Raw genomic sequence first — 19,514 nt, 5'->3', positions numbered from 1 at the left:
GCAGTCTGCCAAAACGCCGGCCGCCCCGGACCGAAGGCCCGGGGCGGCTGTGGAAAACGTGGTGGTTGTGGACAACCTACAGCCGCACATCGAAACGCGGGTCGGCGGCGATGCGCTTGAACGCGGTCAGCGCCTGCGGCGTGTCGTCGACGCGGATGTCGTGGCCCGACTGGTCGCGGGCGGTCTCGAAGTAGACCAGGCCCTTGATGGCGGGCATCGCGGCGAGGTTCTTCAGCACGGTGTCGAACGTGTTCGCCTTGTTGACGCCGTTGACCTTCGCGGACGAGTCGTACACGCCCCACTCGGCGACCATGACCGGCTTGCCCGGGTGCTTCGTGGTGGCCCAGGTGTAGAAGCCGGGGTACTTCGAGGTCTGGTTGCCCGTGGTGCGGTCCATCAGCGAGGTGAAGTCACCGCTGTGGAAGCCCTTCGGCTGCGCGTTGAGGTAGGAGTCGACGCCGATCCAGTCGATGACGTCGTCGCCCGGGTACAGGTCCGCCCACCACGGCGAGTTGTTCCACTTCTCGTAGTTCATGTACGCGATCGTCGAGATGGCGTTGGTGACGCCCTGCGCGCGCAGCCGCAGGATCGTGTGCCGGTACATGGCGGCGAAGTCCTTCGCGGTCATGCCCGAGCCCGCCTTCGGGTTCACGTCGTTCTCCGGCTCGTGGTGCAGCACCAGGAAGAACGGCTTGGTGAAGTTGGCCTTCAGGTAGGCGGCCTCACGGTCGATCCGGGCGTCCTGCGCGCCGGCGGCGACCTTCGCCCACGTGGTGGCGTACGCGACCTTCCAGTTCAGCATCAGGGTGCGCGGCCTGGCCGGGTCCGCGGTCATGGCCATCTCGTCCTTGGTCGGGAAGAGCTCGTTGCCCTTGTGGTAGGTGTGGTAGATGGCGGCGGTGCGGCCGGTCTTCTCCTCGAAGGTCTTCAGCGCCTGATCGCGCGGCACGTCGGAGAATCCGCCGGCCGCGGCGCCCCACAGCACGCCGCAGGTCGGGACGAGCTTGGCGTCCACCGTGCACTGCGTACCCGCGGCCGTGGCGTCAGCGGCGAACGCGGCGGTGCCGGTGCCGGCGCCCGCGAGAACACCCGCGGCGAGCACCCCGATCGGCAGCAGGCGGCGGACGACGCGACGGACACGGTCGGAGTTCAGCGTGGCGAACGTCAAAAGATCTCCCCGGTTGCTCGTGCCGGGCCCCGGCGGCCTGACCAGAACAAGATTCCTGGGCGTGCGGAGCGCCCCCGGTTCGCCACCGGTTGCCGTTGTGGTGTCCACCGCCCGGCCCGGCCGCGGACGCCGCCCGGCCCAGCCGCGGACGCCGCCCGGCCGACACCGACGACGGCCGGTATCGTTCCGCAGGTGCACATCCGATTCGACGTCCCGGCCGACCCCGCGTACGCGGCCCGGGTCGCCACCGTGCTCAGCGACGTCTACCTGCGCAAGTACCAGTACATCGGCTTCGCGCTGATCGCGCTCGGGCTGGTCGGCCTGTGGGTGCCGATCGGCGGCCGCAACTTCGACGCCGGCCCCTTCTTCACCGTGATCCTGGTGGTGGGCGTGCTGTCGATGCTGTTCCCGGTCTGGGCGCGGTATGCGGCCCGCCGGCGCCTCGACGGGCTCGCCGTCGACGGCGGCTACGACATCAGCGACGACACGGTGACGATGCGCAGCGGCGACGAGAGCGGCGAGCTCGACTGGGACGACGTTACCCGCGTCACCGAGTCCCGCGGCTTCTTCGTGCTGTTCACCGGTCGCGCGCCGTACACGGTGATCCCGCTGCAGTTCATGACGGCCGAGCAGCAGGGCACGCTGCGCGAGTTCCTCGTGGAGCGCGGCGTTCTGCCGGCGACGCCCGCCTGATCACACGCGCCGGGTGCAGGTGAGCACGATCGTCGTGCTCGTCGGCACCTTCGCGCCCGCGGCGGCCGACTGCTTCGTCACCGTCCAGTTCTGGGGCAGGACGACCTCGGTGTCCCCTTCGTCCTGGGAGCCGAACCGCACGTCGCCGAAGCCCAGCCGCTCCAGCTCGATGCGGGCCGCCGCCGCGTTCTTGCCGACGAGGTTCGGCACCGCCACGGCCACCGGCGCGGCGGACGTCACCGCGGGCGGCGACGGAGCGGTGGTCGCGGGAGCCGGAGGCGCTCCCGCGGTTGTCGCCGCCGTCGATGCACCGCCGGGAGCCGCCGGACCGCTCACCGCTGGCGTCGTGGGCGCGGCGGTGGGGTCGTCGTCCCGTCCGGTGATCGCGAATCCGGCAAGGACCACCACGAGGACCACCACAACGGCGACCGCGCCGATGATGATCACGCGCCTGCGCCGCGACGGCCGAGCTGGAGAGGTCACCGCCGGATTCTGCCCCGCCGCCCGTGTCACGGCAACGTGAGCGCGGACCCGCCCCGCAACCCCGGCGGCGGCTCCGGGCCGAGGCCGCGGGTCGTCGCCCACCACCGCGCGTACGCCGCGGCAACGTCGGGAGCGACGGGCCGGACCCGGTCGTTCGGGTGGTGCTCCTCGCGGAGCCGGTAGCCGGCGGCGGTCCCGTCGTGGTGTTCGAGGGCGCAGTCGCGGCCCGGGTGGCGCCGGATGCGGTCGGTCACGCCGGGCAGCCGGCGCTCGTGCCAGTCCGCGGCGAGCGCGGGCGCGGCGGCCGGGTCGCGGTAGGCGGCGACCCACGTGGCCTTCAGGCCGAGGAGCAGCTCCACCACCTCGCCGTGCAGCATCCAGCACTCCGGCAGCGACTCCCGGGCGGCGTTGTGCCGGACCAGGATCCCGGTGACCCACGCGGCGAGGTCCTGGAGCATGACGACGGCCCGGTCCGCGTCCACCTCGAACCAGCTCGGCGCGGCGGCCCGCCCGGCGACAGGCACAGCAGCGGTCAGCCGCGTGCTCAGGGCGGTGACGTCGTCGGCGATGCCGGACAGGTCGCTCACCGCGTCGATCACCGTCGCGAGCCGCCGCTCGACGTCGTCGAGGCGGGCCCACAGCCGGGCGGTCCCGTCGTCGCTCACATGTACCACAGCGCCTTGCCGTCCTCGATGGTGACGTTGCCGCCGACGGAGACCGTGATCGGCTCGCTGAACGGCTTCCAGTCCCGGGGCTCCAGGATGTCGAAGGTGTAGTCGTAGCTGATCACCGCCTCGCCCTCGGCGACCGTCTTGACGGCGGCGAACCGCCCGGGCAGGGGCGACAGCGCCAGCTTCGGATAGCGGGTGATCTTCCACGTGATGTTGCGGGTGCTGGTGTACCGGTCCCGCGCGGAGAACGGGCAGTCGTTGCCGCTCAGCAGCGCCGGGTCGGTGTCCGGCCGGAGCACCGCCTGCCGCGCGCAGGCGTCGAGGCGGTCCTTGACCTGCCGCTCGATCTCGGGGAGCAGGTCGTCGCGGAGCCGCGGGGCCGGTCGCACCGTCGTCGTGCCGGCGTCGCCACCGACGGTCAGCGTGACGGGGTCGGCGGTGTAGAGCGGGTCGCCGTCGTACGTGAAGGTGTACGCCCCGGGCGGCGCCCACAGCTTGGCGGTGACCGGCGAGTCGCCGAACTTCTGCTCGGGGTGCGCGGTGACGGTGGCGGCGGCGACCCGCACCTTCGGCAGTTGCTCGCCGTCGACGACGAGCTCCCAGCCGGGCGGGTAGAAGATCCGCCAGCCGGTGAACCAGCCGTCGCGGCCCAGCCCGACCGTGTCGGCGAAGGTCTTCCCGCCGACCTCGTAGGTGACGTCGACGCCGGCCCGGTCCCGGTCCGGCAGCCGGGCCAGTTGCTCGTCGTCGGCGGCGGCGCCGATCCGCACCTCCTTGATGGTCAGGCGGGTCGGCGGGGTGTACCCGGACCCGAGCGCCCCCCGTTCGCACAGCGGCCCTTCGCCGCATGCGACGGCACTGGCGTCCTTCCTGGCGAGGGCGGCGAAGTACTCCCGGACGACCTGTTCCGGCCGGTTGGCGATCCGGTCGGTCGCGCTCGCGGCGAGATACCCACCGACCAGCACGAGCACGGCGACCCCGCCGATGATGAGCCTCCACCGCAGCTTCGGCCGCTCGGCGTCCAATGTGGACGACGCGGACGGCGCGGACGGCGCAGACGGCGCAGACGGCGCAGACGGCGCGGGTCCAGGGTCGGCGGGCGGTCCGGCGGTGAGGGGTCTGCCGCAGGCGCGGCAGAAGCGGGCGGCCGGGCCGACGGCCGCGCCGCAGTGCGGGCACGCCAGCACCGGGGGCGCCGGCGGCACCGGGGGCACGGCCGGCTCGGGCAGGGTCACCGCGGCACCTCCGCGTCGGGCCGGGCTTCCCAGGGCAGGTCGGCGAGCTGCCGGTACGGCTCCATCAGCCCCGCCGGCCGGGTCTCGACCAGCAGCGGCGCGTCGGAGCGGTAGAACAGCCACGCGTGCAGCGGCGGCAGCCGCTGGATCGCCTCGACGGGCAGCACCGGGCGGTACAGGCCGCTGACCGCGTGCTGCCTGCCGATGACGTCGTCGCCGGCCAGCCCGCCGCCGGGGCGCGGCCCGCGCAGCATCGCCGGGGTGGGTTCGCCGCCGGCGTAGTAGGTGACCTGCGGGTCGCGGAACTCGCCGGCCCAGCTGGAGATGTTGCGCAGGTCGTCGCCGTTGCTCATGCCGCCGTAGATGAGCTTCGCGGTGGTGGCGGCGAGGATCGCCTGCTGCTCGTCGGTGCCGTACCGGGCGCGCAGCTGGGCGAGGGACTGCGCCGCCCACAGCGTGATGATGCCGCGGCCGCCGCCCTCGCTGACGAGGCTCGGCAGGCTGCGCAGCGGCGCGATGTTGGCGACCTCGTCCAGGGCGAGGAGCAGCGGGTCGGCGAGCCGCCCGCCGGGCGACCGCGCGGCGATCTCGGCGGCGCGTTGCGCGACGGAGTCGACGAGGCCGACGATCAGCGGCGCGATCGCGTCCTGGTGGTGCGACGGCCCGACGATGAACAGCGTCGAGGAGGTCGCCAGGAAGTGGTCGAGGTCCAGGTCGGTGACGGCGGTCGAGGCGAGGACCGTCGGCTCGGCGGTCGCGTCGAGGCAGTTTCGGGCCACGGAGAAGAAGCTGCCGCGCTCGCGTTCCCCGATCAGCTCGATCGCCTGGAGGTCGTCGCCCCAGCCGCGGGCGGCGCTGTCCGTGTGCCGCAGGATGTCCGCGGGGGTCCGCACGTCCTGATGCGCCAGCCACCGGCGGACCTGGGCGAGGTCGGCGCCGGCGACGGCCGCGGCGTGGAAGACGCCGCGCAGGATGACCGCGGCGCCGGTCCGCCAGTGCTCGCCGTCGGTGACGCCACGGGCGGCGACGCCGGTCATCGCCGCGACCCGCCGGTAGCAGACCGCCGGATCAGCGCAGCCCGCGAGGGGCGACCAGCGCAGCCCGGTGACGCCCGGCTCGGAGCCGAACGGGTCGTACACGTAGATCCTGCCCCCGCGGGCCGCGGCGAGCTGGGCCCGCCAGCCGCCGCAGAAGCGCAGCAGGTCGCCGCGGGTGGAGGTGGCGACGGCCGGTCCGGCCCAGCTCATCAGCGCCGGGATGATGAGGCCGGACGTCTTGCCGTAGCGCGGCGGCCCGATGACACCGACGGAGTCCTCGGGACCGGACCAGCAGCGGCGCAGCCCGTCGCCGGGGTCGAGGCCGAGATAGACCTGCCGGCGGGGCTCGACCTGGAACGGTGGCAGCGGCATCGGCTGGGTCATCGCGGTCACCGGTCCCGGTCGACGGTCGAGGACGGCGCCCAGCCCGGTAGCCCGCGCAGCATCGGTTGGCGGCTGCTCAGCGGGTACCCGCGACCGGGTTGCTCAAGGGCCTCCAGGCGCAGCTCGGTCGGCGGGTGGGTGGCGAGGACCGCCGCGTCCCAGCCGGACCGCTGACCGTCGAACGAGTGCCGCAGGTAGGTGAGCGCCTGGTAGAGCCCGGCGCCGTAGCCGGCCCGGGCGGCGGCCGCGTCGGCCCGGAACTCCGCGGCGCGCCACGTGCCGGCCTGCACGGGGATCACGAAGTAGCGGGTCGTGGCGATCACCGACCAGAACAGGAACCGGATCAGGTAGTGCAGCGGCCGGTTGCGCACCACGCTGAGCAGCCGGGTGGCCAGCTCGTACAACAGATACAGCGGCAGCGTGACGCCCTTGGCCCAGGCGAGCGCGATGGCGTCGCCGTCGCGCCAGTGCGCCAGCTCGTGCGCGATGACGCCGCTGACCTGGTCGCGGTCGTGGTCGAGCTGCTCCAGCAGGCCCTGGTTGACGACGATGTGCCGGATGCCCGCCGCGGCGTTCGCCTCGCGCCGGTCGTCGATCAGCACGCGCGGCACGCTGCGCAGCCCGAGCCGCGCCGCCGCCTCGTGCACCATCGGCATGAGCCACTCCTCCTCGCGCCGCGACAGCCGCCGCGCCCCGGACACCCGCAGCCGCACCGCCTCCGTGGCGGTGGACCAGGCCACGTAGAGCGCGCCGACGAAGACCGCGACCAGCACCTGACCGATCGCGAAGGACACGGGCCACAGGGCGTCGACGTGGTACATGCGCCGCCACGGCTCCGCGAACGCCAGCCAGCCGAGGGTCCAGCCGCCGTTGACCGCGCCGATGATGCCGCCGATGATGCCGCCGATCTGCGCGCTCGCGGTCGGCAGGAGCTCCCCGGCGCTCATCGGCAGCGGCAGCACCCACTGCAGCAGCCTGTCGACCCGCGCGACGACCTGCGGCCCGGCGAACGACCCGTTGAACAGCCCGACGATCCCGCCGACGAACGCCCCGACCGCCGCCATCATGATCGTGAACGGCACGTTGAACCACGCGCCGAAGATGCCGGCCGCGGTGCCGCGCAGGTTGCGCACGACGACCGCCCCGAGCCACGCCCGCGGTCCCGGCCCCCGCCCGAGCGGCCCGGCCTGCGGAAACAGCCGCTCCCCCGGGGCCGGCGCCCGCTGCCCGGGCACGACCGGCGGCCCTTGTCGCGCAACGATCGGCGGCACCGGCTGCGGCGCCACCGGCGACACGGGCCGCGGGACCGCCGGAGGCATCACGGTGGCCGGGGACCCGACAGGCGCGCCGCAGCGCGGACAGCTCACCGCCCCAGCGGGCAGCAACAGCCCACACTGATCGCAATACATGTCGATCGCCCCCGTCGTCGACTGTAGTGATACACGTAACCGCATCGATGCGCCAGATACACAGCGGTACGATGCGGGCACGAAGCGCGGATCCGGGGGGATGCCATGTCCGACTTCTCAGCCGCCGGGGGGCTCGAGCCCTTCGAGTGGAACCACGACGAGGCCATCCGGTATGAGGTGGCGATCGAGCTCATCGGTGAGGCCACGGCCTGCTACACGGCGCTCATCGACCGGGCCCGCACGGCCGGCGACGAGGGCGGTGCGGAGCGGCTCCGGGCGGAGCGGTCCAGGTGCGCCGCCGACCGGCGCCGGCTGAGCCCCACGGACCACGACGACATCGCGCGCACGTCGCACGCCTACGCTCAGCTGATCCGCGAGCTGCGGGAGCGTCTCGGTTGACCGGGCCGGTCGATCCACGCCGCCACCTGCTGACCGACGAGGAGTCCCAGCGTGTCTTCGTCGAGGACATCGTCCCGGACGAGCTGGCCCACGGCGAACCGCAGGCCGAGCCGACGGTGGTGTTCGTCGCCGGTCAGCCCCGCGTCGACACCGTCATCGAGACGACCATGCGGGACCCCGGTGACTTCGCCGAGCCCGCGCGGATGTTCCGTGCAGCCGGGTATCGCGTCGAGGCCGTCATCATGGCCGTCCCCGAGGCGCAGAGCCGCCTCGGGATCGTGGACCGGTATCAGAGCCAGGTCGAGCAGGCGGGCCACGGCCGTCTCACCGCCCGCGACAACCACGATGCTTCCTACCGGGGCGTGCTGGAGGCCGCCAGGGCCATCGACGAGGTCCATCGGGCCGCCGAGGCGATCAGGCGGGCGCGGCACACCGTCGAGGCCCCGTCGTCGGCCGGCGACGGACCCGGGGCACCGGCGCCCGACGCCGGCCGGCCGGAGGCCGGGGCCGGGCGATGACGGCGTGGGAGGGTCCTGTGTGGCTGACGGTGGTGCGGCACGGGCAGAGCGAGGCGAACGCCGCGTTCGCGGCGGCCGAGGCGGCCGGGCTGCTCGACAGCGGGGTCAGCGGGCCCGACGACCGGATCGCGCTGACCGGGCTCGGGCGGGAGCAGGCGGCGGCGCTCGGGCGGTGGCTGGCCGCCGCGGACCCGGGGCAGCGGCCGGAGGTCGTGGTGTGCTCGCCGTACGTGCGCGCGGTGCAGACCTGGCGGGTCGCGTGCTCGGTGGCCGGGGCGCACGGCGTACCGCTGCCGGATGCGACGCTCGACGAGCGGCTCGGCGACCGGCGGATGGGCGAGCTCCAGATGCTCACCGGCGCCGCGATCCGGGCCCGCTTCCCCGCGGAGGCCGCCCGCCGCGAGGCAGTCGGCGACTTCGGCTACCGGCCGCCCGGCGGGGAGTCCTTCCACGACATCGCCGCGCGGGTGTCGGGGGTGCTCGCCGATCTGGAGCGCGACCATCCGGGGCGGCGGACGTGGGTGGTCGCGCACGACGCGGTCGTCCTCGTGCTGCGATTCCTCCTGGAGGGGCTCACGGTCGAGCAGGTCACCGCCGTCATGGCCGGCGGGCCGGTGCTCAACGGCTCCATCACGCAGTTCGACATGACCGGCGGCGTGCGGCGGTTGCGCCGGTACAACGTCGTCGACCACCTCACCGACCCAGGGGGCACCCCGTGACCACACCCGAACCCGACGCCGACGCGGTGCTCGCCCGCGTCACCCCGGGGCCGTTCGACCCCGAGGCCAACGAGGAGTTCGAGCTCACCCGGCGGCTGCTGCTGCAGGTCCTCGGCGTCCACTCCGCCCGTATCTGGGACCTCGAGCACGCCGACCCGCAGGACCCCGAGGCCCTGGCCGCGGCGAACGCCGCGCAGGCGGAGACGGCCCGGCTGGTGCGGACCCTCGACCCCGACGACCGGGTCCGCGTCGCCGAGGTCCGGGCGGCGAGCGCCGCCTTCCTCCGCGAGGCCCGGGCGCGGTGACCGTACCCCCGCCCTCGCAGCTTCCCGAGGAGATGAACGAGGAGATCTTCCGCGGCAGGATCGTCCCGGCGTTCCTCACCGGCCCGCCGGCGAGGGACAACCCGGTGGTCGTCATCGTCGGCGGCCAGACCGGCGCCGGGAAGACCGAGATGACCAAGATGGTCCGGCGGGCGCTCGGCGGGCCGGGCGAGTACACCAACATCGACATGGACCTCTACAACCCGATGCACCCCGGCTTCACCCGGTGGCAGGCCGAGGACCCGGCCACCGCGAGCGCCAAGGTGCGCCCCGACGGCGAGCTGTGGTGGACGAAGGCCCAGCGGTACGCCATCGAACAGCGTCAGAACGTGGTGCTGGAGTCGGCGATGCGGGACCCGTCGGAGTTCGAGGACATCGCGGCCGCCTTCCGCGGCGGGGGCTACCGGGTCGAGGTGGCCCTGGCCGCCGTCCCGTCCGCGCTGAGCCGGCTCGGCGTCCTGTCCCGCTATCACGACGAGGTCGAGACGTCCGGGCAGGGCCGGTACGTCTCCCCCGCCGGCCACGACGCCTGCTACGAGGGTGTGCTCCGCGGCGCGGCCGCCGTCGACGCGGGCGGCCTCGCCGACGCCGCGTTCGCGTTCCGCCGTTCGGGCGCGGCCGTCTACGCCAACCACGCCGACGCGGACGGCACCTGGCGGGCGCCGGCAGGCCTCGCGGCGGCCGTCGAGCAGGAGCGGCAGCGCCCCTGGACGGACGCTGAGCGTGCCGCGTATCAGCAGGCCATGGCCAGGGAGCGAGCCCGCGGCGGCGACGAATGGCGGCCCGAGCTCGACGCCGTCGACCGCCTGGCCGCGCCGCTGCTGCGCGACGGCACCCCCGGCGCCGGGCCACCGGCGGACACCGCCCAGCGGCGGGCCCTGGACGAAGCGGACGCCGTACATCCGCCGACCCCCGACGAAGCGGAACAGGCCGCCGACCCCACCCGGCAGCAGGCCCTCGACGACGCCGTCGGACGCATCCGGCGGGCCCGGGAGGCGCTCGACCAGGTCCGGGCCCACGCGGAGGACCTCGACCGGCCGGGACCCGCCCCCTCGCTCGAATCCGGCGCCGAGCCGCCCGACCCGGCCCCCGAGCGGGAGGCCGAGCCCGGCTGACGCCGTCTCGCCGAGCTGCTCAGGGGCAGCTGATGGAGATGACGACCTGGCGGTTGAGCTGGTCATACCTGGGGTCCGGCGGGGCGGTCGGGTTGGGGTGCGGACCCCAGCCCATGCCCTTCGCGGTCATCGGGTTGCGCGCGCCGAGCGAGACGAGCTCCTGCTTCACCCGGTCGGCGCGGCGCTGCGACAGGTCGCCCCTGCCGTAGTGCGCGACGAAGCCCTGGATCTCCACGACGGCGCGGGAGTTGGCGGTGAGGAAGCCGGCGAGGCCCTTGAGGACGTTGCGGGCCGCGTCCGGGTTGCGGAACTCGGCCTGGTCGGGGATGAAGCCGACCTCGCCGTCGTCCGGCAGGGTCGAGTTGGCGTTGCATTCCAGCAGGATCGCCCCGGCCGGGAAGGCCACGACGCCGACCGACGGGTTCGACTGGACCGCGGCGCTGGTGTTGGGGTCGGGCAGGACGACGGGTTCCTTCACGCCGGCGGCGATGACGATCTCGCGCCACAGGTCCCGCAGGAAGTTGCGGTTACGGTCGTCGAGCGGTGTCTGCGGCGCGGCCGTGTAGCCGATCCCGGACAGGATCACCGTGCGGCCGGTGAGGTCCGGCAGGAGCTTGTCGCGGTGCAGCGCCTCGGCGATGACCTGCGGCTTCTTCGCCGGGAGGTTGCTGGTGCGCAGGTCCATCGGGTCGGTCGTCTGCACGCCGGAGTCGATGAGCACGACGGTGCCACCCTGCCCGGCGGCGCCGGCGGCGACGCTGAGCGCGCCGAGCACGTTGGCCTCCGGCTCGACCGCCTTGGCGGCGGTCGTCAGCAGCTCCCCGACGTCCTTGAGGAACTTGGCCTGCTCGATGTCCGAGTTCTGCCGGGTCTTGGCCGTGGGCGCGAACACCCGGTCGCCGGCCACGCTGGGCCGTCCGTCCACCCGGACGACCGTGATCCTGCCGCAGCCCTGCATCGTCTCCGCGATGAGCTTGCGGACCTCGGCCGGAGGCGCCGGCGTCGGGCTGTTGGCGCGGGCGCCGACCGCGATCGCCAGCCCGGCGTGGGCGGGCTTCGGGCACGTGAACGTGGACTCCTCGCCCAAGAAGTCCTTACGGAACTCACCGCAGCCGGCGGTGACGGTCATGCCGAGCGTTGCGCACATCGCCAGCGCGGCGAGTCGCAGGGACCTGGGTAGCCTCATGGCTGTCTGCTGACGGACCGCGCCCCCGCGTCCGTCAGAACAGCCCATGGCGACCACCGAGGACACGACGTACCCCGCGCTGCTGCGGCGCGGCGACGAGCTCCGGGGGCGACGCGACGGTGAGCAGCGGATTCCGGCGCTGTCCGAGGTCCGCCGCCTGACGCAGGAGTCCGGCGGGCAGGTGACCGTCGGCTATCAGAAGAAGCTGCTGGCGGACTGCGACGGCGAGATCCACGCCCTCTACCCGATGTTCCAGCGCACCGGCCGCGAGGCCGCGCAGCAGCTCGCGCAGCTCGCCGGGCACATCGTGGAGGCGCGCGACGACCTGCGGCGCCGGCAGGAGGACGTCACCGCCGCCGGCGCCGCGCTCACCGACGACGAGCTGCGTCCCCGCAACCCGGAGGAGCAGACCTGGGACCCGCCGAAGCTGCGCGACCGGCGCGAGGTGGCCCGGTCCCGGCGGATCAAGCTGGCGCAGGAGGCCGCCGAGGCCGCCCGTGACCGGCTGCGGCAGTGGCGCGCCCAGCACGCAGACGCGGTGCGGCGCCGGGACGAGGCGCTCGCCGGGTTCGTCGTCCAGGCCCGCCGGATCGCGGAGCTCCACCACCGGCGCATCGCGACCTACCTCGACGCGCTGGCCCGCACCCACCCGGACGGCAGGACGCTCTACCCGCTGCTGACCCTGCCCGAGGTCCCGCTCCCCGCGTGGGTGCGTGACCTGGACCCGACCGACGACCCGTCCCGAGAGCTGGAGCAACCGTGAAGCACTGGCAGGAGTGGCTGCGATCCGTGAAGCTCGCGCGGATCGGCCGTCAGCTGACGAAACTCAACAAGCCCCGGGTGCTGCCGATGACCGGCGAGGCGGAGCTGCGCACGCGCGTGGAGCGGCTGGTCCACAGCGGGCGCCAGCGCAACGACCCGGCCACCATCGAGGCGATCGGCCAGGTCATCGAGTCGCACATCATCGAGCTGCAGGTCGGGATCGACCGCCAGCGCAAGGCCGAGGACGTCGAGCTGGGGAAGCTCGAGGCGAAGCTCGGCGGGTTGCGCGCGCAGTGGAAGGACGAGTCGGACCGCCTGGACGAGGCGATCAAGCTGCTGGCGTACCAGCGCCGCGGCGCGATGCGGGAGGTCGAGGACCGCGACACGTCGATGCCGGCCGGGTCCGACGGCGTCGAGGAGGACGGCTACCAGCACGGCAACGTCGGCGAGTTCGCCGGGCGCAACTGGGGCGGCCGGATCATTCTCTACGTCGTGCTGATCCTGGCGATGGTCGCGGACCTCATCACGTTCCGCCAGGTCGTCGAGCGGCTGACCGACGACACCATGGTGCTCCCGCTGGTGATCGCGCTGACCGGGGCGACGACGTACGTCGCGCACCTGGCCGGCACCTTCTTCAAGAAGAACCGGCTGCGCCGGCGGAGGATCGGCCAGAGCCTCGGCGGCTGGTCGCTCACCGGGACGTGGGCCGGGATGGGGATCGGCGCGTTCCTCGTCCGGCTCTTCGCCCCCGCTCCGATCGCCGTCAGCGCCGTGGACGCCTTCATCGCCTCGGGCTCCTCGACCGCCACCGACGACAAGGCGCTGCTGAACGCCTCGATGATGGGCCTGCTGTACCTGCTGACCGGCGCGATCGCCCTCGCCGCCGGATATCTGGGGCCCCGGTCGGAGATCGAGCAGTTCAAGCGGGCGGACCGCAAGATCCGCCGGCGCGGGCCGCGCCTGTCCGGGCTCCGGCGGGACGCCGCCGAGGCCGACGCGCTGCACACCGAGCTCACCGCGCTGCGGGCGGCCCGCGTCGACCAGTACACCGAGGAGATCCAGCGCTCGAAGGCGGCGGCCATGCGGCTGAAGGCCGAGGTGGTCGTCATCGCGCGCAGCCTCCTGCACGACGGCCAGCAGGGCTGGTTCCGGCGGCTCGTCGGCGGGCGGGGCGCGTCGGCCGACCCCATCGCCGGTGAGTTCACCGTCGAGATCGAGAACCCCGCGGGCGCGGCGCCGTCGAAGCCGGGCATCCCCCGGCGGCGGCGGGACGCCACCGGCACCGCCAAGGTGCACCACCCGTCTCCCTGGGACGGCGGCGGGACCTACTCGGGCCAGCGGCGCTACGACAACGGCGGCGGCGGGACCGTGTACCACCCGCAGCGCGACGACGGCCCGACGGTGCCCGTGAGCCGCCTCGACGACGACGCCACGGTCCACATCGAGTACGGCGGCGAGGACGACGGGCGGGGTGCCCACCGGGCCGGCTGAACGTCAGCGGGCCCGCCGCCAGCTCACCGACTCGACCGAATACCCGTACGCCGCGAGGGTGGCCTCCACCGCCCGCTTGGTGTCCGGGTTGTTCGGCACGCCCACCCACCACGCGTGCCCGTCCGGGGACGTCTCGATCTGGATCGGCGGCTCGGCCGGCTCGCAGTCCACATAGGACGCGTAGCGCTCCTGTGCGAGCGGCGTCTGCAGCCGAAGCCGCTGGTTGGCGGAGCCGCGCCAGATGAGCTTCGTCGGGGCCGTGGCCACGTACCGGCCGGTGACCAGGACGTCGGCGAGCGCGGCCGTGCGGCGCTGCGCCGCGTCCAGCTCAGGCGGCTCGTAGCCGGTGTAGAGCATGATGTCGAACGCCGCCGCGGCGGCCGCGCGCAGGTCCCGCACCCCGCGCAGCAGGTCGCCGAGCGGCCCCGCCTGCTCCAGCGGCTCGCCGCCGCTGACCGTGATCCCGTCCGCGCCGGCGTCGATCGCCCGGCGCACGTCGCGCAGCAGGGTCCCGACGCCGACCTCGAGCCCGGCGCCGGGATCCCAGGTGTCCTTCGCGATGCAGCCCGGGCAGCGCAGGGGGCAGCCCTGCACCCACACGCCGAGCCGGACGCCGTGTCCGAGCGCCGTGACCGGGAAATGCGAGCGGGTGACCCGCAGGGTGGCGCTCACGCCGCCGCACCGTCCCCGACCGGCTCCGGCTGCGGCTGCGGCTCCGGCTGCGGCTCCGGCACGGCCGCCGGCACCGGCGCGGGCTCCGGCGCCGGCCGGGGCGCCGGGAGGGCGGTGCGGCGGTTCCGGCGGCGCATCACGGCCTCGGTGAAGGTCGGGTCGGCGACCGCCTCGATGAGGCCCTGGTAGTAGGCGTCCTCGGCGGCGAGGTACGCGTGCTGGATGGCCAGCTCCCGGTCCGGCTCCGGCGCCGGCGGGTCCTCGTCGGGCTCGTCGCCGATCCCGCCCCGCATCGGGCCGACCGTGGTGGCCCGGTAGTCGCCGTTGATGCGCGTCCCCATCCGCTGGCTCAGGTGGACGGTCCGGTTGCGCATCTGCCGGCTCCGCGCGAACGCCTGCTGAAACGGGTGCCGCTGGGCGAGCCCGAGGATGTACGCCATCGCGCACGCCAGGAACAGCACGACGTCGAACACGACGATCAGCGTCGCCGGGGTGAGGCCGAGCGCCGCGGAGCGGGACGCGCCGACGACGCCTGCGCCGGCCGTGACGCCGTGGTCGAACAGCCGCGCCGCGAGCAGGCCGAAGCCCAGGATGATCGCCAGGGTCGGCACCAGGAGCAGGAACGTCAGCGCGCCCATGACCCGGTCGTAGCCGGTCGCGTGCCGGTTGCGGAAGAGCTGGCCGGACACCAGCGGCCCCACGATCGTCAGGCCGGCCATCGCGAGCGTCATCAGCAGCGTCGTCGTGCCGCCCAGCCCGGTGACCGGAAGGTACGTCTGCGTGACGTAGTGCTCGATCTCGAAGACCACGGCCGTCAGGAAGAGCACGATGAGCACCCGCCAGATCAGGGGCATCGGCGGCGCCTCCCCCTCCCAGACCGGATGATCGAGCGGCGGCAGCTCCAGGGCGTCGGCGTTGATGTTGCGCCGGTGCATGAACGCGCGCAGCGAGTCGTCCTCGCCGAGCTGGTCGCGGGCGGCGACGCGGGCCATCCGGTCCCGGGCCGCGCGCATGGTGCGGTCCGAGTCCCGCACCACCAGGTGCAGGTCGGCGAGGCGGGCGTCGGTCAGCTTCTGCCGGTCGCGGTGCTCGTGCACGGCCGACTGGCACTGGTGCCGCAGGCCCAGCACGTACTCGGGGTCCAGCACCGCGTCCGGCGGGTCGTTGTCGTGGCCGAACGACCAGCCGTCGTAGAGATACTTCCGGCCGTCCGCGAGACCCTGCCGGCGGGCCTCCTCGGCGAGACGCTCGGCGTTGACCCGCGGGTCGACAGCCGGCTCGGGCAACGGCAGCAGCAGGCCCGCGTCGGGGTCGCGGAAGACCGCGAACGCCTGCCGGAGCCGGCGCGCCAGGAGCTGGAGTGGGTTCACCTGTCCGTCACTTTCTCTAGTGGAGGCACACAGCTGTCACCACAGTTCTGGCGGACGGGAATTCCGGACCGGAGACGACGGGAGGTGGGGGCGGCGCATGACTGAGCCTGAGCAGGCCGGCGGCCTCGCTGAGACACTGCTCGACCCGGGACGGGTGCGACGATTCCCGCCGCGGGCACCCCGCGGCGACGCCCAGCTGGCGGTGACGCTGCTGGACGAGGGCCGCGAGTGGCCCGACGCGGCCGCCGACGCCCTCGACTGGCCCGACGGCGGCCTGCCCGACGCCCTCACCGGGCGGTACGAACTGATCCGCCCCTTGGACGGCCCGTCCAGCCAGGCCGACCTGTTCCTGGTGCGGGAGCGCGACAGCGGCGCCGAGCGGGTGCTCAAGCACTACCGCGAGGCCCACAGCCCGCATCCGGACCTGGTCGCGTTCCTGTCCGCCCCGCAGGACCGGGTCGTGCCGTTCCGCGAGTTCGGGCCTCGCTATGAGGTGATGGACCACGTCCCGGCCGGCTCCGTGCTCGGCTATCGCGAGACGCACCCCGCCGGGTTCGACTTCGCCGCCCTGCACGAGATCGTGCAGCAGGTCTCGGCGGCCCTCATCAGCTTGCACCGTCGGGGACTGGTGCATCGGGACGTGAAGCCGGCCAACCTCCTGCTCCGCTCCGGCGACCCGCTCGACGTCGTCCTCATCGACTTCGGCCTGGCCGGGCCGGCCGGCCGGATCCAGCTGGACGACCGGATCAATCCTGCCTACCAGGCGCCCGAGTCGATCCTCGTCGACGACGTCACCGAGGCGGCCGACTGGTGGGCGCTCGGGATGACGATGCTCGAACTGGCCTCCGGCCAGCACCCGTTCACCTACCTTCCGGCGGCCTCGATCAAGCTGTACTACGGCCGGTCCCACACCGTTGACGTGGGCGGCGTACCCGACGGCGACCCGTCGGGCACGTCCCAGCGGCCCGACCGGCTCCGCATGCTCTGCCAGGGGCTGCTGTGCTCCGACCCCCACCGCCGCTGGGGCGAGGAGGAGGTCGGGCAATGGCTCGTCGGCGAGGACCCGCAGCTGCCGCCGACCGCGGCGACCTGGCCCGCGCCGACCGCGACGGACGTGCCGGACGCAGCAACGCCCTTCGTGTTCCGCGGAACCGAATTCCGCTCGCGCGCCGACCTCGCACAGGCGATGGCGACCGAATGGGCGCTTTCGGTGAGCGTGTTCTTCTCCCACGACGGCGCCCTCGACCGGCTCCGGGAGTGGCTGGAGCAGTTCACCGACGACGAGGCCGATCAGACCCGCAGGATCGTCGACGGAGTGCGGCTGGAGACCACCGAGAACGCCGCGGACGCGGAGCCCGCGGACGTGCGGCTCCTGCGCGTCCTGCGGGCCCTGGATCCGACCCGCCCGGCGTTCTACCGCAACCGCGTCATCTCCCGGGACGGCCTGGCATTGATCACACACGGGGCGTTCGCCAACGAGGGCAACACCGCGTCTGTGCTGGGACAGCTGTGGAACTACCAGCTGCTGCCGATCTTCGACACCGCCACGCCGATCGACGATCCCTTGCACCGCGACAGCGGGCGGCAGGCACTCACCGAGCTCGACCGGGAGTGGCGCGAGGAACGGCGCCGGTGGGCCGACCGGGTGGATGCGGTGCGCGACGATGAGGCCCGCGAACATCTGCGGCGCCCCGATGTCGAGGCCACCGGACTCGCGCTCGCGCTGCGGGCGGTGCTGCGCCGTCCCGTCGACCTCGACGCGGCGCGCCGGGCCGTCCGCGAGGCCAACGCCGCCCTGGCCGCGCCGATGCCCTGGTTCAGCGCCCTCGCGGCCCGCGACGACCTGGTGTGGGTGGCGCTGCTGCTCGGCGGCCACGCGACGGCCCGGGCGCAGACGGCGGCCGCCGAGATTGAGACGCGGCTGGCCCTCGACAGGGTGCTGCACATGAGCGCGAGCTTCCGGGAATGGTCCCGGCGGCAGAACCGGCCGGCGGCGCTCGGCTGGGCCGTCGGTGGGGTCTGCCTCTTCGCCGTTGTGTGGGTCGCGCTCATCGTCGCCGCGGACGCCGCGAACCGGGCCGGCGACGTCGCCGTCGGGCTCGCCTGGGTCGGCGCCGCCGTCTGTCTCGCCGTCTCTCTGGTCGCCGAGTGTTTCCTGGCGGCCGAGATCGGCGGGCGGTTCCACCGGCGGTACTCCATCCCGGGGGCCGGTGCCATCGCGCTGCGCCCGGTCGGCCGGTGGATGCAGCGCTCGTCGCTGCTGGCCGCCGGTGTCATCGCGCTGGCGCTGGCCGGCGTCGGCCTGTTCGCGGTCCAGCTGCCGCAGGCCGTCGCCGTCTGCACCACGGCGGCGCACCTCGTCTGGGTCGTGCGGCGCGGTCAGGCGTGGCGGCGGCAGATCGAGGACGAGGACCGCCGCGTCGCCGAGGAAGAGCTGAACAACCCGTCCATCCCGGGCATTCGAGTCGGAACGATCTGAGGAGCGGATACATGAGTGGTGGAGAGATCGTGGTCGCCCCGGCGGTGATGGTGATCGGCCCGGCCGTCGCCGCCGCCGCGCTGGTCGTCATCGGCGCGGCCGTGGCCGCCGCCCTGGTGATCAAGGCCGCGCAGGCGGGCACCGCCGCGGGCGGGCGCGCGCTGGAGCAGTTCGGTGCGGCGATGGAGGAGGCCGCCGACGCGCAGGACGACCGGGAGATGCGCAGCCGGCTGTGGGGGCTTGCCGCCGGTGCGGTCGTACAGGCCAACACGGAGGTGCGCCTGCTGTCGGCCCGCGCCGCGCGGGTGGGCGCCCGGGTGCCGATGCCCTCGCCGTACGACCTGAACGGCCGCGGCCTTGCCGACGTCCGCGCGTGGGTGGCCCGGGTGCAGGAGGAGCTCGCCGTGGCCCGGGCCGCCGTCGAACGCTGCGAGACCGAGCGCGAGCAGCGGACCCTCCTCGCGCAGCTGCCCGCCCCGGCCACCACCACGGTGACCGCCGCGGAGCTGCTCACCCGTTACCAGGCCGTGCTGGACCGCCGCCGGGCGCAGCGCGACGGGCAGCGCCTGCCCGTGGCGGCGCCGGTGCCGGTCGCGCCCCGCGCCGACCAGGACCGGGTCCAGGCCCACATCGACGCGATCCTGACCCGCCTCTCGCCCGACGCCAACGCCACGGAGCGGGAGCAGGCGATCCGGCTCGCGGCCGTCACCTCCTCTCAGAGGAACGCCAGTATGAGCAGCACGTTCGTCGAGGCCCTCGCCGAGACCGTCGACAACGAGATCAACCCGCGGGTCGCCCGCCGCATGGAGGCCGCCCGCCTGCTGGTCGGGCTGGAGGAGCCGCTGGTCACCGACGTGATCAGCAAGACCGCGACCGTGCCGCAGTGCGCGCGGTCGATCGAGCGGCTCCGGGCCGTGGTCGCCGGCAACGCCGACCTGACCGCCGCCGACCGCCGCGACGCGGACAGCACCCTCGCCTGGGTGCAGCGTGAGGTCGACCGCCTCCGCCTGCTGGAGGCGCTCGCGGAGACCTTCACCGGGCTCGGCTACGCGGTCAGCACCGGCATGGAGGTCAACCACACCACCGCCCTGTCCGTGGCGCGCGGCTCGTGGAACGCCGAGCACAGCGCTGACGTCTGGGTCGACGAGCAGGGCCAGGTGCGCTGGCAGATGCTCCAGCACCAGGCGGGCGCCGGCGCCGAGGCCACCCGCTGCACCGACCTCAACGAGAGCATGCGGCAGGCCGGCGAGGCCCTCGCGGCTCGCGGCTTCGAGGCGAACGTCCAGGTCCCCGCAGAGCTGCGCAAGTCGATCAACGTAGCCGGCTCGACGAACCGGCAGCGCCGGCCCGACGACGCGGCCGCGCCCAAGTACCGCACGGTCGACGGCTCCGGGAGGTAG

The 19,514-nt window shown here is 74.0% G+C and carries 19 protein-coding genes; 10 read left to right on the top strand and 9 right to left on the bottom strand.

All coding sequences use genetic code 11. The features are described 5' to 3' along the window. Positions 1–76: 76 nt before the first annotated feature. Positions 77–1,168, bottom strand: coding sequence for an endoglucanase (locus ABZS58_RS30760; protein ID WP_354786726.1), 1,092 nt, complete (start codon positions 1,166–1,168; stop codon positions 77–79). A 192-nt stretch (positions 1,169–1,360) separates the two neighbouring features. Between ABZS58_RS30760 and ABZS58_RS30755 the strand changes: the two genes are divergently transcribed. Continuing rightward, entirely contained in the window at positions 1,361–1,861 is a 501-nt protein-coding gene (locus tag ABZS58_RS30755; RefSeq protein WP_354786725.1) for a YcxB family protein, read from the top strand. On the opposite strand, the gene ABZS58_RS30750 is transcribed toward ABZS58_RS30755, so the two are convergent. The 5 genes from ABZS58_RS30750 to ABZS58_RS30730 are packed head-to-tail and all read right to left on the bottom strand — an operon-like array spanning position 1,862 to position 6,906. Beyond that, positions 1,862–2,344 carry a PASTA domain-containing protein gene (locus ABZS58_RS30750; RefSeq protein WP_354786724.1) on the bottom strand — a complete coding sequence of 161 codons (483 nt, stop codon included), beginning with the start codon at positions 2,342–2,344 and terminating at the stop codon, positions 1,862–1,864. A gap of 26 nt (positions 2,345–2,370) precedes the next feature. Further along, positions 2,371–3,009 (bottom strand): hypothetical protein, encoded by a 639-nt coding sequence (locus ABZS58_RS30745; RefSeq protein ID WP_354786723.1) that lies wholly within the window; start codon positions 3,007–3,009, stop codon positions 2,371–2,373. Further along, positions 3,006–4,250 (bottom strand): zinc ribbon domain-containing protein, encoded by a 1,245-nt coding sequence (locus ABZS58_RS30740; RefSeq protein ID WP_354786722.1) that lies wholly within the window; start codon positions 4,248–4,250, stop codon positions 3,006–3,008. The genes ABZS58_RS30745 and ABZS58_RS30740 overlap by 4 nt, the downstream gene beginning before the upstream one ends. Further along, positions 4,247–5,671 carry a type IV secretory system conjugative DNA transfer family protein gene (locus tag ABZS58_RS30735; protein ID WP_354786721.1) on the bottom strand — a complete coding sequence of 475 codons (1,425 nt, stop codon included), beginning with the start codon at positions 5,669–5,671 and terminating at the stop codon, positions 4,247–4,249. The genes ABZS58_RS30740 and ABZS58_RS30735 overlap by 4 nt, the downstream gene beginning before the upstream one ends. A 5-nt stretch (positions 5,672–5,676) precedes the next feature. Next, entirely contained in the window at positions 5,677–6,906 is a 1,230-nt protein-coding gene (locus ABZS58_RS30730; protein WP_354786720.1) for a M48 family metalloprotease, read from the bottom strand. Positions 6,907–7,185: 279 nt separating this feature from the next. Here ABZS58_RS30730 and ABZS58_RS30725 point away from each other — a divergent pair, with 279 nt between their 5' ends. From ABZS58_RS30725 to ABZS58_RS30705, 5 genes are read left to right on the top strand one after another with little or no spacing between them, the layout of a single operon-like run. After that, on the top strand, positions 7,186–7,479 hold the full coding sequence (locus ABZS58_RS30725) for a hypothetical protein (RefSeq protein WP_354786719.1): 294 nt from the start codon (positions 7,186–7,188) through the stop codon (positions 7,477–7,479). Then, positions 7,476–7,997, top strand: a complete 522-nt coding sequence (locus tag ABZS58_RS30720; RefSeq protein ID WP_354786718.1) for a zeta toxin family protein — start codon at positions 7,476–7,478, stop codon at positions 7,995–7,997. Before ABZS58_RS30725 ends, ABZS58_RS30720 begins: the two co-directional genes overlap by 4 nt. A 17-nt stretch (positions 7,998–8,014) precedes the next feature. Next, positions 8,015–8,716 carry a histidine phosphatase family protein gene (locus tag ABZS58_RS30715; RefSeq protein ID WP_354786717.1) on the top strand — a complete coding sequence of 234 codons (702 nt, stop codon included), beginning with the start codon at positions 8,015–8,017 and terminating at the stop codon, positions 8,714–8,716. Next, complete coding sequence (locus tag ABZS58_RS30710) at positions 8,713–9,021, top strand: hypothetical protein (protein WP_354786716.1); 309 nt, start codon at positions 8,713–8,715, stop codon at positions 9,019–9,021. The genes ABZS58_RS30715 and ABZS58_RS30710 overlap by 4 nt, the downstream gene beginning before the upstream one ends. After that, a complete protein-coding gene (locus ABZS58_RS30705; protein ID WP_354786715.1) occupies positions 9,018–10,154 on the top strand; it encodes a zeta toxin family protein in 1,137 nt (378 codons plus the stop codon). Before ABZS58_RS30710 ends, ABZS58_RS30705 begins: the two co-directional genes overlap by 4 nt. Before the next feature lie 19 nt (positions 10,155–10,173). On the opposite strand, the gene ABZS58_RS30700 is transcribed toward ABZS58_RS30705, so the two are convergent. Continuing rightward, positions 10,174–11,340 (bottom strand): hypothetical protein, encoded by a 1,167-nt coding sequence (locus ABZS58_RS30700; RefSeq protein WP_354786714.1) that lies wholly within the window; start codon positions 11,338–11,340, stop codon positions 10,174–10,176. Between the two features lie 46 nt (positions 11,341–11,386). Between ABZS58_RS30700 and ABZS58_RS30695 the strand changes: the two genes are divergently transcribed. Both ABZS58_RS30695 and ABZS58_RS30690 read left to right on the top strand, forming a co-directional pair. Next, on the top strand, positions 11,387–12,103 hold the full coding sequence (locus ABZS58_RS30695) for a hypothetical protein (protein WP_354786713.1): 717 nt from the start codon (positions 11,387–11,389) through the stop codon (positions 12,101–12,103). Continuing rightward, positions 12,100–13,593 carry a hypothetical protein gene (locus ABZS58_RS30690; protein ID WP_354786712.1) on the top strand — a complete coding sequence of 498 codons (1,494 nt, stop codon included), beginning with the start codon at positions 12,100–12,102 and terminating at the stop codon, positions 13,591–13,593. Before ABZS58_RS30695 ends, ABZS58_RS30690 begins: the two co-directional genes overlap by 4 nt. Before the next feature lie 3 nt (positions 13,594–13,596). Here ABZS58_RS30690 and ABZS58_RS30685 read toward each other — a convergent pair whose 3' ends face one another. Continuing rightward, positions 13,597–14,265: a 4Fe-4S single cluster domain-containing protein gene (locus tag ABZS58_RS30685; RefSeq protein WP_354786711.1), complete on the bottom strand. Its 669-nt coding sequence runs from the start codon at positions 14,263–14,265 to the stop codon at positions 13,597–13,599. Further along, positions 14,262–15,635 carry a hypothetical protein gene (locus ABZS58_RS30680; RefSeq protein ID WP_354786710.1) on the bottom strand — a complete coding sequence of 458 codons (1,374 nt, stop codon included), beginning with the start codon at positions 15,633–15,635 and terminating at the stop codon, positions 14,262–14,264. Before ABZS58_RS30680 ends, ABZS58_RS30685 begins: the two co-directional genes overlap by 4 nt. A 97-nt stretch (positions 15,636–15,732) precedes the next feature. On the opposite strand from ABZS58_RS30680, the gene ABZS58_RS30675 reads away from it, so the two are divergent. After that, positions 15,733–18,114 carry a protein kinase gene (locus ABZS58_RS30675; RefSeq protein ID WP_354786709.1) on the top strand — a complete coding sequence of 794 codons (2,382 nt, stop codon included), beginning with the start codon at positions 15,733–15,735 and terminating at the stop codon, positions 18,112–18,114. A gap of 11 nt (positions 18,115–18,125) precedes the next feature. Further along, positions 18,126–19,514, top strand: a complete 1,389-nt coding sequence (locus ABZS58_RS30670) for a hypothetical protein (protein WP_354786708.1) — start codon at positions 18,126–18,128, stop codon at positions 19,512–19,514.

The organism is Dactylosporangium sp. NPDC005555 (assembly GCF_040605635.1).
GTDB lineage: Bacteria > Actinomycetota > Actinomycetes > Mycobacteriales > Micromonosporaceae > Dactylosporangium.
Note: the sequence above shows the minus strand (reverse complement) of the source record. Positions and strands in the feature narration are given on the sequence as shown.